The following is a 16,792-nucleotide window of genomic DNA, read 5'->3' on the forward strand; positions in this document are numbered from 1 at the left end:
CGGTCGCCCGAGGACCTCTGGCGACTGGTGACGTCCGGGACCGACGCGGTGGGGGGCACCCCCACCGACCGGGGATGGGACGCCACCGCCCCGTACCAGGGCGGGTTCCTGCACGACGCCGCCGAGTTCGACCCCGCGTTCTTCGGTATCTCACCCCGCGAAGCCGTGGCGATGGATCCGCAGCAGCGGCTGCTGCTGGAGACGTCGTGGGAAGCGTTCGAACGCGCGGGAATCGTGCCCGCGTCGGTACGCGGCAGCCGCACCGGTGTGTTCGTGGGCCTGATGTATCACGACTACTTCTCGCGGCTTGACGAGATCCCGGACGAACTGGTCGGGCAGTGGGGCAACGGCAACGCGGGCAGCATCGCCTCCGGCCGCATCGCCTACACCTTCGGCCTGGAGGGGCCTGCCGTCACGCTCGACACGGCGTGCTCGTCCTCGCTCGTCGCGTTGCACTGGGCGGTGCGCGCACTGCGTTCCGGCGAGTGCACGATGGCCCTCGCCGGTGGCGTCGCGGTGATGGCCACGCCTTCCGCGTTCGAGGAGTTCGATCGCCAGGGCGGTCTCGCCGCGGACGGACGCTGCAAGTCGTTCGCCGCCGAGGCGGACGGCACCACGTGGTCCGAGGGCGTCGGCGTGCTGCTCGTCGAACGTCTCACCGACGCCGTCCGCAACGGGCATCCCGTCCTCGCGGTCGTGCGGGGCACCGCCATCAACTCCGACGGCGCGTCGAACGGCCTCACCGCACCCAACGGATCGGCGCAGCAGCGGGTGATCCAGGACGCGCTCGCCGCCGCCGGACTGTCCACATCGGACGTCGACGTGGTCGAGGCGCACGGCACGGGAACAACACTCGGTGACCCCATCGAGGCCTCCGCGCTGCTCGCCACCTACGGCCAGGACCGCGTCACACCACTGCTGCTGGGCTCGATCAAGTCCAACATCGGCCACACCCAGGCCGCGTCGGGTATCGCCGGTGTGATCAAGATGGTCGAGGCGATGCGGCACGGCGTCGTGCCCGCCTCGCTGCACATCGACGCGCCCTCCCCGCACGTCGAGTGGGATTCCGGTGCCGTCGAGCTCGTGCGCGACCAGGTCGGCTGGCCCGTCGTCGCGCGGCCGCGTCGCGCCGCTGTCTCGTCGTTCGGGGTGAGCGGCACGAACGCCCACGTGATCCTCGAACAGGCCCCGGACATCGCGCGCGAGGCCGCAGCCGCGACGGTGACTCCGCTGCCGTTCTTGCTGTCGGCGGCGAATGACGCGGCACTGCGCGACCAGGCCGCACAGCTGCTGTCTGTTGTGGACGATCATCCACTGACGGGCCTGTCGGCGGCGCTGGCGTACAACCGGGCGTCGCTCACCCACCGCGCCGCCGTGGTGGCCGAGACACGCGAGGACCTCGTCCGGGGGCTCACGGAGATCGCCGATGGCCACGGACTCGTCGGCACAGTGCGCGGTGGACCGGTGGCGTTCCTGTTCACCGGTCAGGGATCACGGCGGGACGGCATGGGACGCGAGCTGTACGAGGTGTTTCCCGTGTTCGCCGCCGCCCACGACGAGGTCGCCGCGGCGCTCGACGACGTCGAGCACACGCAGACCGCGCTGTTCGCGTTCCAGGTGGCGTTGTACCGGCTGGTCGAGTCGTGGGGTGTCGCACCGGACTTCCTGCTCGGGCACTCGATCGGCGAGGTCGCGGCCGCCCACGTCGCCGGACTGTGGTCGCTGGAGGACGCCGCACGGATCGTCTCGGCGCGGTCGCGGCTGATGGAGGCGATTGAGCTGCGCGGCGCGATGGTCGCGGTGCGCGCGACCGAAGCCGAGGTTCGCGCGGTCCTGCCGGACGGCGTGTCCGTGGCCGCGGTGAACGGACCGGAATCCGTGGTGATCTCCGGTGACCGCGACGCGGTGCTGGAGCTCGCGTCCCGCTGGGAGAACCGGCGACTCGACGTGTCCCACGCGTTCCACTCCCATCACATGGACGAGATCCTCGACGAGTTCGCCGCCGTTCTCGCCACGGTCGAGTTCCGCGAGCCCGTGCGTGACTTCGTGCCCGCCGCCAGTGGAGATCCGGCCACCCCGGAGTACTGGGTGCGGCAGGTGCGTGACACGGTCCGGTTCGCCGACGGCGTTCGCCACATCGCAGACCGCGGAGCGACCGTCTACCTGGAGATCGGCCCCTCCGCGGTGTTGACGGTGCTGGCACAGGACAGCGCGGGTGACGCCGAGCTCGTTCCGGCGCTGCGCCGGGACCGCCCCGAGGTGACGTCGGTGATCACGGCCCTGGCGAGGCTGCACCTCGCCGGCGTGGCGGTCGACTGGACTTCACTGGTGCGCGGCCGTCCGCATCTCGACTTGCCCACCTACCCGTTCCAACGGCAGCGGTACTGGGTCGACGCCGCCGGATGGCGCACGACCCCTGCTGGAAATGCGTCGGCACCGGGTGCACGGTCGGCGCTCGACCTCGTGCGCGGTGAGGTGGCCTCGGTCCTCGGTCACTCCACTGTGGACGAAGTTGATGTGACGACGGCGTTCCGCGACCTCGGGTTCGACTCGCTCACCGCGGTCGAGCTGCGCAACCGCCTGAACCGCGCCACGGGCCGCACGCTGCCGACCACGGTCGTGTTCGACCACCCCAACCCGCGTGCGCTCGCCGAGTTCCTGACTGACGGTGCGCACGTCGACGGCGCGACGGTCGCGGCGTCGGACGACGTGATCGCCATTGTCGGCATGGCGTGCCGTCTGCCCGGCGGCGTCGCCTCACCTGACGACCTGTGGCGCCTGGTGATCGAGGGCCGTGACGCCGTGTCGGCGTTCCCGGCAGATCGCGGCTGGTATGACTTGTACGACCCTGATCCCGCGAGTGTCGGCACCACCTACGTCACCGAGGGCGGGTTCCTCGCGGACGCGGCCGGATTCGACCCGGAGTTCTTCGGCATCTCGCCGCGCGAGGCGGTGGCGATGGACCCGCAGCAGCGCTTGCTGCTGGAAGTCGCATGGGAGGCGTTCGAGCACGCGGGCATCGACCCGGAGTCGTTGCGCGGCAGCAGGACCGGAGTGTTCGCGGGGGTGAGCGGCCAGGACTACGCGACCCTGACGCCGTCCGCGCCCGCCGACGCGCAGGGCTATCTCACCACCGGGAACGCGCTGAGCGTCCTCGCCGGGCGGGTCGCGTACGTCTTCGGCCTGGAAGGCCCGGCGGTCACCGTCGACACGGCCTGCTCCTCGTCGCTCGTCGCGTTGCACTGGGCGATTCAGGCTCTGCGCAACGGCGACTGCACCCTCGCGCTGGCCGGCGGCGTCACCGTCCTGTCCACCCCGGCCGCGTTCGTCGAGTTCTCCCGGCAACGCGCACTCGCCCCGGACGGCCGCTCGAAACCGTTCGCCGCCGCGGCCGACGGCGCCGGGTTCGCCGAGGGCATCGGCGTGCTGCTCGTCGAACGACTGTCCGACGCCGTCGCGGCCGGACATCCCGTGCTCGCGGTGGTCCGCGGATCCGCGGTGAACTCCGACGGCGCGTCGAACGGCCTGACCGCACCGTCCGGCACGTCGCAGCAGCGGGTGATCCGGACGGCGCTCGCGTCGGCCGGCCTGTCGGGTGCGGACGTCGACGTCGTCGAGGCGCACGGCACGGGCACTCGGCTCGGTGATCCGATCGAGGCGTCGGCACTGCTGGCGACCTACGGTCAGGATCGCGCGGAGCCGTTGCTGCTGGGCTCGATCAAATCGAACATCGGCCACACGCAGGCCGCCGCCGGTGTCGCGGGTGTGATCAAGATGGTGCAGGCGATGCGGCACGGTGTCGTGCCGGCGTCGTTGCACGTCGACGAGCCGACGCCGCACGTGGACTGGTCGACGGGATCGGTGTCGCTGCTCACCTCGGAGCGAGAGTGGCCGACGGTGGACCGACCGCGCCGCGCCGCCGTGTCGGCGTTCGGGATGAGCGGCACGAACGCGCACGTGATCTTGGAGGCGCCTGGCACGGGGATCCCCCCGTTTTCCAGCGTATCGAGTTCTGACACGGATTCCGGTGCTGCTGGGGAATCTGTGGACAACTCGGCGCCTGTGGACAACTCGCGCGTTGTTGATCTTCCCGGCCTGGAAGTGTCGGCCTCGCGTGCGACGATTGGAGTGGGGACCTCGGTCCCCCCATGGGGGGCCCAGTCGGAATCGATTCCGCCGTTGGTCGTTTCGGCGAAGTCCGAGCTTGCGCTGCGCGCGTACGTGGACGCGATCAAGACGGTGGACGCCGACCCGGCCGACGCCGGCTGGTCGCTGTTGCGGCGGACGAGCATGCCGCATCGCGCGGTCCTGCTGGGTGACACCCTCATCGAAGGCGTCGCCACCAGCCGACGGGCGGTGTTCGTCTTCCCAGGGCAGGGCTCGCAGTGGCCGGGCATGGCCGAGGAACTGCTGTCGCACCCGGTGTTCGCGGCTCGCATGGCCGAATGCGCGGAAGCCCTCGAGCCGTACGTGGAGCTCGACCTGCGCGAGACCGACCGTGTCGAGGTCGTGCAGCCGACGCTCTGGGCCGTCATGGTCTCGCTCGCCGCGCTGTGGCGGTCGTTCGGCGTCGAGCCCGAGGCGGTCGTCGGCCACTCGCAGGGCGAGATCGCCGCCGCCGTAGTCGCGGGAGCGTTGACGCTCCACGACGGCGCCAAGATCGTCGCGCTGCGCAGCCGGGTCCTCGCGCGCCTCGCCGGGCGTGGCGCGATGCTGTCGGTGTCGTTGCCCGCCGACGAAGTCCGTCCGCTGCTGGACGACCGCCTGGCGATCGCCGCGATCAACGGACCCGGAGCCGTCGTCGTCTCCGGTGACCTGGACGCCCTGCGCGAGTTCCAGGCGGACCTGGCCCGCCGCGGCGTCATGCGCTGGCCCCTCCCCGGAAGTGTGGCCTCGCACTCGACGCAGATCGACGAGCTGCGCGACGAACTCCTGGCGGCACTCGACGGCATCACGCCGCGCGCCGCGGACGTCCCGTTCTGCTCCACCCTCACCGGCGAGGTCATCGACACCACCGGGCTGGACGCGTCGTACTGGTTCGACAGCCTCCGCGGCACGGTCCGCTTCGACACCGCGACCCGAGCCCTGCTCAGCGCGGGGTTCGACACGTTCGTCGAGGTGAGCGCGCACCCCGTGCTGACCATGTGGATCGAGCAGACCGCCGACGACACCGGCGACGACGTCCTGACCCTCGGCACCGTTCGCCGCGACGACGGCGGACTGCCGCGGTTCGTCCGGTCACTCGCCGAAGCCCACGTGCGTGGTCTGACCGTCGACTGGTCGCCACTGTTCAACAACGCCAAGCGCATTCCGCTGCCGACCTACCCGTTCCAGCACCAGCACTACTGGCTCGACGCCGTCCCGGCAGCGGATCCGGCGGCGATGGGACTCACCGCGGCCCAGCATCCGTTGCTCGGCGCCGAGATGGAGCTCACCGACGGCACGACAGTCCACACAGGACGTATCGCGGCCCGTGGCTGGCTCGCGGAGCACACTTTGTTCGACCAGGTCCTGTTGCCCGGCAGCGCGATGCTCGACCTCGCACTGCACGCCGCCGGAGGCAGCCTCGACGAGCTGACGCTGCACGCCCCGTTGCCGCTGGGCAGCACGGCCATCCCGGTTCGCGTGACGACGACCGCCGACGGCGACGTGCGGTTCCACAGCCGATCCGGCGACTGGATCGCCCACGCCACCGGCACTCGCGGCACACCAGCGCCCACCGCTGATGCCCTGCGGACCTGGCCGCCCGACGCCGACGAGATCGATATCGACGGCCTCTACGACACGCTGGCCGAAGGCGGCTTCGGCTACGGCCCGGTGTTCCGGGGACTGCGCAGGCTGTGGCGCCGGGGCGACGACGTGTTCGCCGACGTCGAGCTCCCCGCGTCCGAACACGAGACCGCCGGACGGTTCGGTCTGCACCCCGCGCTGCTCGACGCCGCGCAACACGCCATCGCGGTCGGCGGCCTGACCGGCACGGATCGCGCTCTGGTGCCCTTCGCGTGGACGGGCGTCACCCTGCACGCCGTGGGCGCGACGGCTCTGCGGGTGCGGTGGAGCAAGATCGGTCCCGACTCGGTGTCGCTGCTCGCCACCGACGGGACCGGCGCACCCGTTCTCACCGCTTCCTCGTTCGTCATGCGGCCCGCCGCCAATGAACAGTCGCGCGACGACGCGACGCTGCACCGCGTCGAGTGGGTCGACGTTCCCGTTCCCGCGCAACCAGCGACGGACTGGGTGCTCGTCGACGACCTCGACGCACTGACCGTGGTTCCCGGCACCGTGGTCCTGCGCTGCCCGGACGTGCACGCGGCGCTGACCGCCGTGCGGCGGTGGCTGGGCGACAGCCGGTTCGCCGCGGCACGGCTCGCCTTCCTCACCGGCCCGGCGGGCGACCCGGACGCGGCGGCGACCTGGGGTCTGGTGCGGTCCGCGCAACTCGAGAACCCGGACACTTTCCTGCTGCTGCACGCGGTCCCCGAGCGGATCGGCATCGCGCTCGCGACCGGTGAACCGCAGGTGTCCGCGACCGCGGACGGCGTCGTGGTGCCGCGCATCGTGCGTGCGCCCGCGCCATTGGCGCCGCCCGACGCCGAAGCGTGGTGCCTGGACATCCCCGAGATGGGGACGTTCGACAACCTCGCGCTCGTGCCGTGCCCGTCGGCACTCGGCCCTCTCGGCCCGGAGGAGGTGCGGGTCGCGGTGCACGCCACCGGCGTGAACTTCCGCGACGTCGTCGTCACCCTCGGTGCGATTCCCGGCCAGACGGGGCTGGGCAGTGAAGCCGCGGGCATCGTCGTCGAGGCCGGCGCAGCGGTGACCGGACTGGCTCCCGGCGACCGGGTCATGGGCCTGTTCACGGGAGCGTTCGGGCCGGTGGCGGTGACCGACCACCGCGTGCTCACCCGCATCCCTGACGACTGGTCGTTCACACAGGCCGCGTCGGTTCCGATGGTGTTCCTCACCGCCTACTACGGCCTCGTCGAGATCGCCCGGCTGAGCGCGGGGCAGAAGATCCTCGTGCACGCCGCGGCGGGCGGCGTCGGCATGGCGGCCGTGCAGATCGCTCGATACGTGGGCGCAGAGGTGTTCGCCACCGCGAGTCCGGCGAAGCGAGAAGTCGTCCGCCAGTCCGGAGTGGACGAATCGCGCCTGGCGTCGTCACGCGATCACGAGTTCTCCCAACGGTTCCGTGACCTCGACGTCGTACTCAACTCGCTCGCGGGCGACTTCGTCGACAGCTCCATCTCCGTACTGCGCGACGGCGGCCTGTTCCTGGAGATGGGCAAGACGGACATCCGCGACGCCACCGACCATCCGAGGGTGGTCTACCGGCCGTTCGACGTCACCACCGCCGAACCCGCCCTCATCCAGCGGATGCTCACCGAGCTGGCCGACCTGTTCGAACGCGGCGTGCTGCGGCCGTTGCCCAGGCGCATGTGGGACGTGCGGCGCGCGGTCGAGGCGTTGCGGTTCGTGGGGCAGGCCCGGCACGTGGGCAAAGTGGTGCTCACGATCCCGCGACCGATCGACGGAACGGTTCTGGTCACGGGCGGCACGGGAACGCTGGGCGGCCTGATAGCGCGGCATCTGGTGGCCGCGCACGGTGTCCGCAAGCTGGTTTTGCTGGGACGCAAGCAGATTTCTGCGGACCTCGACGCGGACGTGCGCGTCGTGTCGTGTGACGTCACGGACCGCGAGGCGCTGGCTGCGGTGATCGAGGACATCCCCGACCTGGCCGGTGTCGTACACGCCGCGGGTGCGGTGGACGACGGCCTGGTCGAGTCGCTGACCGCCGAACGGCTCGACGCGGTACTCGCGCCCAAGGCCGGAGCGGCATGGCACCTGCACGAACTGACCCGAGACCGTGAGCTCGCGTTCTTCGTACTGCTCTCCTCGGTCGCGGGCGTGTTCGGGGGCGCCGGACAAGCCGGGTATGCGGCGGCGAACGCCTACCTCGACGGTCTCGCCCTGCACCGGCGAGCGCTCGGTCTGCCGGCGCAGTCGATCGCCTTCAGCCTGTGGGACACGCGCAGCGGTATGTCGGCGCACGTCGGCGAGGTCGACGTCGCCCGCATGCGCCGCAGCGGCATGGCCGCGCTGTCGGTGGAGAACGGCCTGGCGTTCTTCGACGCCGCGCTACGCGGCGACGAGCCGGCGTCCGTAGCGATGAAGCTGGACCTGGCCGCCGTCCGTGCCGGGGGCAACGCGCCGACGTTGCTGCACGGCCTCGTCCGCGCCCCGGCCCGACGTGCCGTGTCGGCAGCCGCCGACCTCGACCACGACACGCTGATCGAGCTCGTACGCACAGAAGCGGCAGCTGTCCTCGGCCACGGCTCGCAGGCGCGGATCGACGCGGACCGGGCGTTCAAGGAACTCGGCTTCGACTCGCTCACCTCGGTCGAGCTGCGCAACCGGCTCAACACCGCCACCGGCCTGCGGCTACCCGCGACCGTGGTGTTCGACCACCCCACCCCGGCCGCGCTCGCCGCGTTCGCCGCCGGTGTGGCCCGGCCCGCCGCCGAGCCCGTAACGGCACCGTCGGGGGAGGCGATCGCCGTGGTCGGGATCGCCTGCCGGTTCCCCGGAGGTGTACGAACGCCGGAAGATCTGTGGGACCTGCTGGTGTCCGAAAAGGACACGGTCTCGGGCGTGCCCGGCGACCGCGGCTGGGACATCACCGGTCGCGGTCACTTCCTCGCCGGCGCAGCGGACTTCGACGCCGAGTTCTTCGGCATCTCACCGCGTGAGGCGCTGGCGATGGATCCGCAGCAGCGCCTGCTGCTGGAGACGGCGTGGGAGGTCTTCGAACGCTCGGGCATCGCGCCGGAGTCCGTCCGCGGCAGTCAGACGGGTGTGTTCGCGGGCGTCAGTGGGCAGGACTACTCGGTCATGCTCGGACCTGACGCAGAGGGGCATCTGCTGACCGGCAACGCGGGCAGCGTCGCGTCGGGCCGGGTCGCCTACGCGTTCGGGCTGGAAGGTCCCGCGGTAACGGTCGACACGGCGTGCTCGTCGTCGCTCGTCGCGGTGCACCTGGCCGTGCAGGCCCTGCGGACGGGGGAGTGCTCGCTGGCTCTCGCCGGCGGCGTGACCGTGCTGTCGTCACCGGGGTTGTTCACCGAGTTCTCCAAGCAGGGCGGCCTCGCGCCCGACGGGCGGTGCAAGGCGTTCTCGGCCTCGGCGGACGGGATGGGGCCCGCCGAGGGCATCGGTCTCCTGCTGCTGGAGCGGTTGTCGGACGCGCGTCGGCTCGGGCACCCGGTACTCGCCGTCGTGCGGGGTTCGGCGGTGAACTCCGATGGTGCGTCGAACGGGTTGACCGCACCCAATGGGCCGTCCCAGCAACGGGTGATCCGCCGCGCACTCGCGACCGCTGGACTGTCCACTTCGGACGTAGACGTGGTGGAGGCGCACGGGACAGGTACGGCGCTGGGCGATCCGATCGAGGCTTCGGCGTTGCTGGAGACCTACGGCCAGGGCCGTTCGACTCCGGTGCTGCTGGGATCGGTGAAGTCGAACATCGGCCACACCCAGGCGGCGGCAGGTGTCGCCGGCCTGATCAAGATGGTGCTGGCGATGCGGCACGGTGTGGTCCCCGCGTCGTTGCACGTGGACTCGCCGTCACCCCACGTCGACTGGTCGGTGGGCGCGGTCGAGTTGGTGACATCGGCGCGGGATTGGCCTTCGATGGATCGGCCGCGTCGTGCGGCGGTGTCGTCGTTCGGGATCAGTGGCACGAACGCGCACGTGATTCTTGAACAGTCGCCTGTGGATAACTCCATTTCGGACCCGGAATTGTCAGACCCGCGTGAGACGATTGGAGTGGGGACCTCGCTCCCCCCTTGGGGGGAAACGCCGCTTGTCGTTTCGGCGAAGTCCGAGTTCGCGCTGCGCGAATACGTGGACGCGATCAAGGCCGTCGAGGCGGATCCGGTCGATGTGGCGCACACGCTGGCCCGACGCACGACGTTCGATCATCGCGCCGTGCTTCTCGGCGGTGCCGAGATCGCGCGGGGCCGGGCGGAAGCGGGCAAGCTGGCGTTCCTGTTCACCGGCCAGGGCTCGCAACGCCCCGGCATGGGGGACCGGCTCCGGGAGGCCTTCCCGGTGTTCGCCCAGGCCCACGACGAGGTGCTCGCCCACCTCGACCTCCGCGACGGCGCGCAGCCGGCGTTGTTCGCCCTGGAAGTGGCGCTGTTCCGGCTGGCGGAGTCGTGGGGAATCAAGCCCGACTTCCTGCTCGGGCACTCCCTCGGCCAGCTCGCCGCGGCGCATTGCGCGGGCGTGTGGTCGCTCGCCGACGCCGCGCGCGTCGTCACCGCCCGCGCCCGTCTGATGGCGTCGCTCCCGCCGGGCGTGATGGTGGCCGTCCAGGCGGCCGAAGACGAGATCGACGGCGTCGACATCGCGGCTGTCAACGGGCCGCGTTCCCTGGTGCTCTCCGGTGACGAGGCGGCCGTGATGGCCATCGCCCAGCGCTTCGAGCACCGCCGTCTCAACACCGGTCAGGCGTTCCACTCCGCACACCTGGACTCGATCCTGACGGAGTTCGCCGCGGTTCTCGACGGCGTCGAACACCGTCAGCCGCGGATCCCGATCCTCGCCGAAGTCCAGGACCCCGCGTACTGGGTGCGGCACGCCCGCGACACCGTGCGGTTCGCCGACGATGTCGAACGGCTCACGGCCGCGGGTGTCACGAGGTTCCTGGAACTCGGTCCCGACGCCGTTCTCACCTCGTTCGTGGACGGCGCGGTGCCGCTGCTGCGCCGGGACCTCGACGAGGCCACGAGCGCGGTCACCGCCGCCGCACGCCTGCACGTCGACGGCGTCGAGGTCGACTGGAAGTCCTTGGTGCCCAACGGCAAGCCCGTTGCTCTGCCCACGTATCCGTTCCAACGCGAACGCTTCTGGCCGACACCCGCTCCGGCGCTGCCGTCGTGCTACCGCGTGACGTGGGAGCCGATCACCCTGCCGGAAGCCGTGGGAGGAACGCTGCTCGTCGTCACCGACCGCGACGACGACCTCGCCGCGCGGCTCAGCCCGCACGTGATCCGCCTCGGTGACCCGCTTCCGGATCTGCCGGACCTCACCGCCGTGGTGGCGTTGGTCGGTCGCGGTGCCGACCTGCTCGAGCTGCGCGACCTGCCCGTCCCCGTGTGGTGCGTGACCCGCAACGCCGAAACGGATCCCGACCAGGCCCAGATCTGGGGAGCGGTGCGGGCCGCCGCGCTGGAGCACCCGGACCGGTGGGGTGGCGTCATCGACGTGACCGAACCGGTGGACTCCGCGGCCTTGCGTTCGGTGCTGGCGAGCAAGGAGGACCAGATCGCCATCCGGCCCGGCGGTGTGTTCGCCCGGCGCCTCGAACCCGTTGAACCGCAACACTCCGAGTGGCGGCCGCGGGGCACGGTGCTCGTCACCGGCGGCACGGGAGGACTCGGACAGCAGGTGACGAGGTGGCTACTTGCGTCGGGTGCCGACCGTGTCGTCCAGGTCAGCCGCACCGGCGCACCGCCGGACGACCCGGCGATCATCTCCGTTGCGTGCGACGTGACGGACCGCGACGCACTCGCCGCCGTGGTGTGCGAGTACGCGCCGACCGCGGTCGTGCACGCGGCGGGTGTCGAGCACGCGAAACCGTTCGCTCACATGACCGCCGCCGAGTTCGACGAGGTGCTCGCGGCCAAGGTGCGGGGCGCGCTCAACCTCGACGCGGTCACCGGAGAACTGGACGCCTTCGTGTTGTTCTCCTCGATCGCGGGCGTGTGGGGGAGCGCGGGACAAGCGGCATACGGCGCCGCCAACGCCGCACTCGACGCCATCGCCGCACGACGGCAGGACGCGATCTCCATCGCGTGGGGGCCGTGGGCCGGCGACGGCATGGCGGCTCGCGGCGACGCCGCGGTCCAGCTGGAAGCGCGAGGGCTGCGGCTGTTGCGGCCGAGTGACGCGCTGCACGCGTTGGGCCGCATCGTCGGTGCGGGGCGGAGCGGTGTGGTCGTCGCCGATGTCGACTGGAACCGGTTCGTCCCGGTGTTCACCTCCACCCGCCATAGCCCGTTGCTGGAACGCCTCGTCCCGCCGGCGGATCCTGAGCCCGTGGTGCCGTCACGGCCCGAGCCCGAGCTGCGCGAGGTCGTGCGGCAAGCCGTCGCCGGCGTCCTCGGACACTCCTCGCCCGACGCCATCGACATGACACGTGCGTTCCGCGACAGCGGCTTCGACTCGCTCACCGCGGTCGACCTGCGCGACCGGCTCCGCCGTGAGCTCGGTGTGCGCCTGCCCGCGACGATCACGTTCGATCACCCGACGCCGGACGCGCTCGTCGCGTTCCTGCACGGCCGCGGCACTGAACAGGTTGTCGTTGCGGAACGTACCGACGAGCCGGTCGCCATCGTCGCGATGGCGTGCCGTTTTCCCGGCGGTGTCAGCTCGCCGGAGGACTTGTGGACGCTGCTGCATGACGGCGAGGACGCGATCACGACGTTTCCCGTCGACCGCGGCTGGGACGACGACCAGCTGCGCACGGCCACGCGGCACGGCGGTTTCCTCCGCGACGCCACCCGGTTCGACGCCGAGTTCTTCGGCATCTCACCGCGTGAGGCCACCGCGATGGACCCGCAGCAGCGGCTGCTGCTGGAGACCACGTGGGAGGTGTTCGAACGCGCGGGCATCGACCCGGAGTCGTTGCGCGGCAGCCGGACCGGCGTGTTCATGGGCACGAACGGTCAGGACTACCTCATGCTCGCGCCTCGGGCCGGGGAGCAGACCGCGGGCTACCTCATGACCGGCAACGCGGGCAGTGTCGTGTCCGGCAGGCTCGCCTACGTCTTCGGCTTCGAGGGCACGGCGATGAGCGTCGACACGGCCTGCTCGTCATCGCTCGTGGCACTGCACCTCGCGGTGCAGGCGGTACGCGGCGGTGAGTGCTCCCTCGCCGTCGCCGGTGGCGCGACGGTGATGGCGACGCCCGCCGCGTTCGTCGAGTTCACCCGGCAGGGTGGCCTCGCGCCGGACGGGCGATGCAAGGCGTTCTCGTCGGCCGCCGACGGCACCGCCTGGAGCGAGGGAGCCGGAGTGCTGCTCGTGGAGCGGTTGTCGGACGCGGTCGCCAACGGCCATCCCGTGCTCGCCGTCGTGCGCGGAAGCGCCGTCAACTCCGACGGCGCCTCCAACGGCCTCACCGCGCCCAACGGCCCTTCCCAGCAACGCGTCATCCACACCGCGCTCGCCGCGGCGGGTCTGTCCACTTCGGACGTCGATGTCGTCGAGGCACATGGGACCGGTACGACGCTCGGTGACCCGATCGAGGCGCAGGCGCTGCTGGCGACCTACGGCCAGAACCGGTCCACGCCGGTGCTCGTCGGTTCGGTGAAGTCGAACATCGGCCACACGCAGGCGGCGGCCGGGGTCGCCGGCGTGATCAAGGTGGTGGAGGCGATGCGCCGCGGCATCGTGCCCGCGTCCTTGCACATCGATGAGCCGACCCCGCACGTGGACTGGTCGACCGGCGCGGTGGAACTCGTCGCCGACCGGGTCGCGTGGCCCGACCGTCCCGGTCCCCGCCGGGCGGCGGTGTCGTCGTTCGGGATCAGCGGCACGAACGCGCACGTGATCTTGGAGGCGCCCGGCACGGGGATCCCCCCATTTTCCAGCGTATCGAGTTTCGACGTGGATTCCGGTGCTGCTGGGGAATCTGTGGACAACTCGGCGCCTGTGGACAGCTCGCCTGTTGTTGATCTTCGCGGAGCGATGTTGTCGGATCGGCGTGGGACGATTGGAGTGGGGACCTCGCTCCCCCCTTGGGGGGAAACGCCGTTTGTCGTTTCGGCGAAGTCCGAGCTTGCGCTGCGCGAATACGTGGAGCTGATCAAGCTAGTCGACGGCGATCCGCGCGACATCGCGCACACGCTGGCCCGCCGCACGGCGTTCGACCACCGCGCCGTCATCCTCGGAGACGAGCTGATCACCGGGCACGCCCAGCCGGGCACGCTCGCCGTCGTCTTCTCCGGCCAGGGGTTCCACGACCTCGGCCAGGTGGAGCTGTTCGACCTCCAGGTGCGGCAGTACGAACAGCTGCGATCACTCGGCGTCCACCCGGACTTCCTCATCGGGCACTCCCTCGGCGAGCTCGTCGTCGCCCACCTCACCGGCGAACTCCCCAACGCACGCGAGCTCGTCGTCATCCGCGAGGAGCTCATGCGCCCACTGACCGGCGGCGCGATGTTCGCGGTCGAAGCGTCCGAGGAAGAGGTCCGGCCTCATCTCGGCGACCAGGTCGCGCTCGCCGCGGTGAACGGCCCGAAATCCGTTGTCTTGTCGGGTGACACGGAGGCGGTGCGAGATCTCGCGACACGCTGGAAGCACCGCAGGCTCACCACCCGCCACGCGTTCCACTCCCACCACATGGATCCGATGCTGGACGCGTTCCGCCAGGCGGGGGCGCCGGAGAAGTGGGTGCGGCACGTCCGCGACACCGTCCGGTTCCACGACCGGATGAGCCAGGCCGACCCTGCCCACGTCATCGAGATCGGCTCCGGCAAACCGCTCCTGGACCAGGTCGCCAAGGCATGGGTGCACGGCGCCCGCGTCGACTGGACCCTGCCCGGCAAGCGCGTCGACCTGCCCACGTACCCGTTCCAGCGCAACCGGTACTGGCTGGAACGCGACGAGCCGCTGCTCGGCGACCCGGTCGTACTGGCCGACCGGGACGAGGTCCTGTTCACGGGCTGCCTCGGCACACACAGTCAGCCGTGGCTGAAAGACCACGTTGTACACGGCGAGGTCGTCGCCCCCGGCACCGCGATCCTCGAGATGGCCCTCACGGCCGCACGCGGACGCGCCATCGACGAATTGACCCTCCACGCACCACTCGCCGTGTCCGGCTCCGTCGCCGTCCAAGTGGCGGTGAGCGGAGATCGCCTCACGATTCACTCCGAAGTGGACGGTGCGTGGCAACGCAACGCGGACGGCGTGATCACGACGCGCACCGCGGAACCCGTGAGCTGGACGCCGCGCGGCGAGCCGGTGGCGTTGACCGGCCTGTACGACCGCCTAGCGGATCTGGGTTTCGCCTACGGACCGGCGTTCCGCGGCCTTACCTCCGTGCGTCGCGACGGCGACACCGTCTACGCCGAAGTCACCCAGTACGCCGGATTCGCGGCGCTGCTGGACGCCGCGCTTCACGCCATCGGCGTGACAGGTCTCGGCAACGGCGTGCCGTTCGCATGGCGGGACGTCACACTCCACCGCAACGACGCGACGGCGTTGCGCGTCCGCCTGACGAGCACCGGCCAGGGCGTGGCGATCGACGCGACGGACGACATCGGCAGGCCCGTGCTCACGGTCGGCGAACTCGTCCTCCGGCCGCTCGCGGGCCGGCGCACCGACCTGTTCAAGGTCGAGTGGCTGGAGGACGACGCCACACCCGTCACCGGGACCGTCCTCGACGTCGACGACGACAACCCGCACACCGCCGCCGCGCACGTGCTCGCCTGGCTCCAGCACCACCTCGAGAGCGACGAGAACCTGGTCGTGATCACTCGCGACACCCCCGCGGGCGCGGCCGTGCGTGGTCTCGTCCGGGCCGCGCAGGCCGAGCATCCGGACCGGATCGTGCTCGCTCGCGACGGCAAGGCGCTCGTACCACGCGTCGTACCCGCCGAACCCGCACCCGCCACAATCGACCCGGACCACACCGTGCTGATCACGGGCGGCACGGGCGCCCTCGGCAGTGCGCTGGCGCGGCATCTGATGGAACGGCACGGCGTCCGCAAGGTCGTCCTGGCGAGCCGTAGCGGTACACCGTCACCACACCCGTCGATCATCTCGGTCGTGTGCGACGTCGCGGACCGTGACGCCGTCGCCGCCGTGCTGGCCGAGCACCGCCCGGAGGTCGTGATCCACGCGGCCGGGGTGCTCGACGACGGTCTCCTCGGATCCCTTACCCCCCAACGGCTCGCCGACGTGCTGCGACCCAAGATCGACGGCGCACGGCATCTTGACGAACTGTCCGAGGCGGGCACGTTCATCCTGTTCTCGTCCGCCTCGGCGACGCTCGGCAACGTCGGCCAGGCGAGCTACGCCGCCGCGAACGGCTTCCTCGACGGCCTCGCCCGTGCCCGCCGCGAACGCGGCCGGCACGCGTTGTCGCTGGCCTGGGGTCTGTGGGACACCGACGGCATGGGCGCGCACGTGCGCGACGTGCCGAAACTGTCCGTTGAGGACGGTCTGGCGCTGTTCGACGCGGCGCTGGGCTCGCCGGAAGCCCTGTTGCTGCCGATGAAACCGGCCCGTGTCAAGCACGAGCGCACCGATCGAGTCCCGGAGCAGGACCTGAAGCAACGTCTCGCGGCGCTCACCGGCGCCGAACGCGACCGGGCGCTGCTCGATCTGGTCAAGGCCGAGGTCGCCGCGGTGCTCGGGCAGCCCTCCGCCGCCGCGGTGCCCGCGGACCGCCGGTTCACCGATCTCGGGTTCGACTCACTGGCCTCCGTGGAGCTCCGCACGAGGCTCGGCGCGGGCACCGGGCTGAGGCTGCCCGCCACCCTCACGTTCGACCACCCGACCCCGCGCGACCTGGCCGCGCACCTGCGAGCGGAACTGGCCGTGCCCGACGAGGCCGACGCGCTGCTCGCCGCACTCGACCGGCTCGATGACACCGCACGCGAACGCGTCCGGCGGCTCGTGTCGAGCTGGACGGCCGCTCCCGGCACCGACGATCTCGACCACGCCACCGACGACGAGGTGTTCGACCTCATCAGCCGCGAGTTCGGCATCTCCTAGAAGG

General features: G+C 71.1%; 1 protein-coding gene (only partly in view). It reads left to right on the forward strand.

Features of this window, described 5'->3' with window-relative positions; genetic code table 11:
- Window positions 1–16,788 carry the 3' portion of a type I polyketide synthase gene (locus QSK35_RS00705; RefSeq protein ID WP_285741205.1) on the forward strand. The gene continues 4,668 nt to the left of window position 1, outside the view, so only the last 16,788 of its 21,456 coding nucleotides appear in the window; its start codon lies beyond the left edge, outside the window; its stop codon occupies window positions 16,786–16,788.
- Window positions 16,789–16,792: the final 4 nt, after the last annotated feature.

This window comes from Lentzea sp. NBRC 105346, assembly GCF_030269605.1.
GTDB lineage: Bacteria > Actinomycetota > Actinomycetes > Mycobacteriales > Pseudonocardiaceae > Lentzea.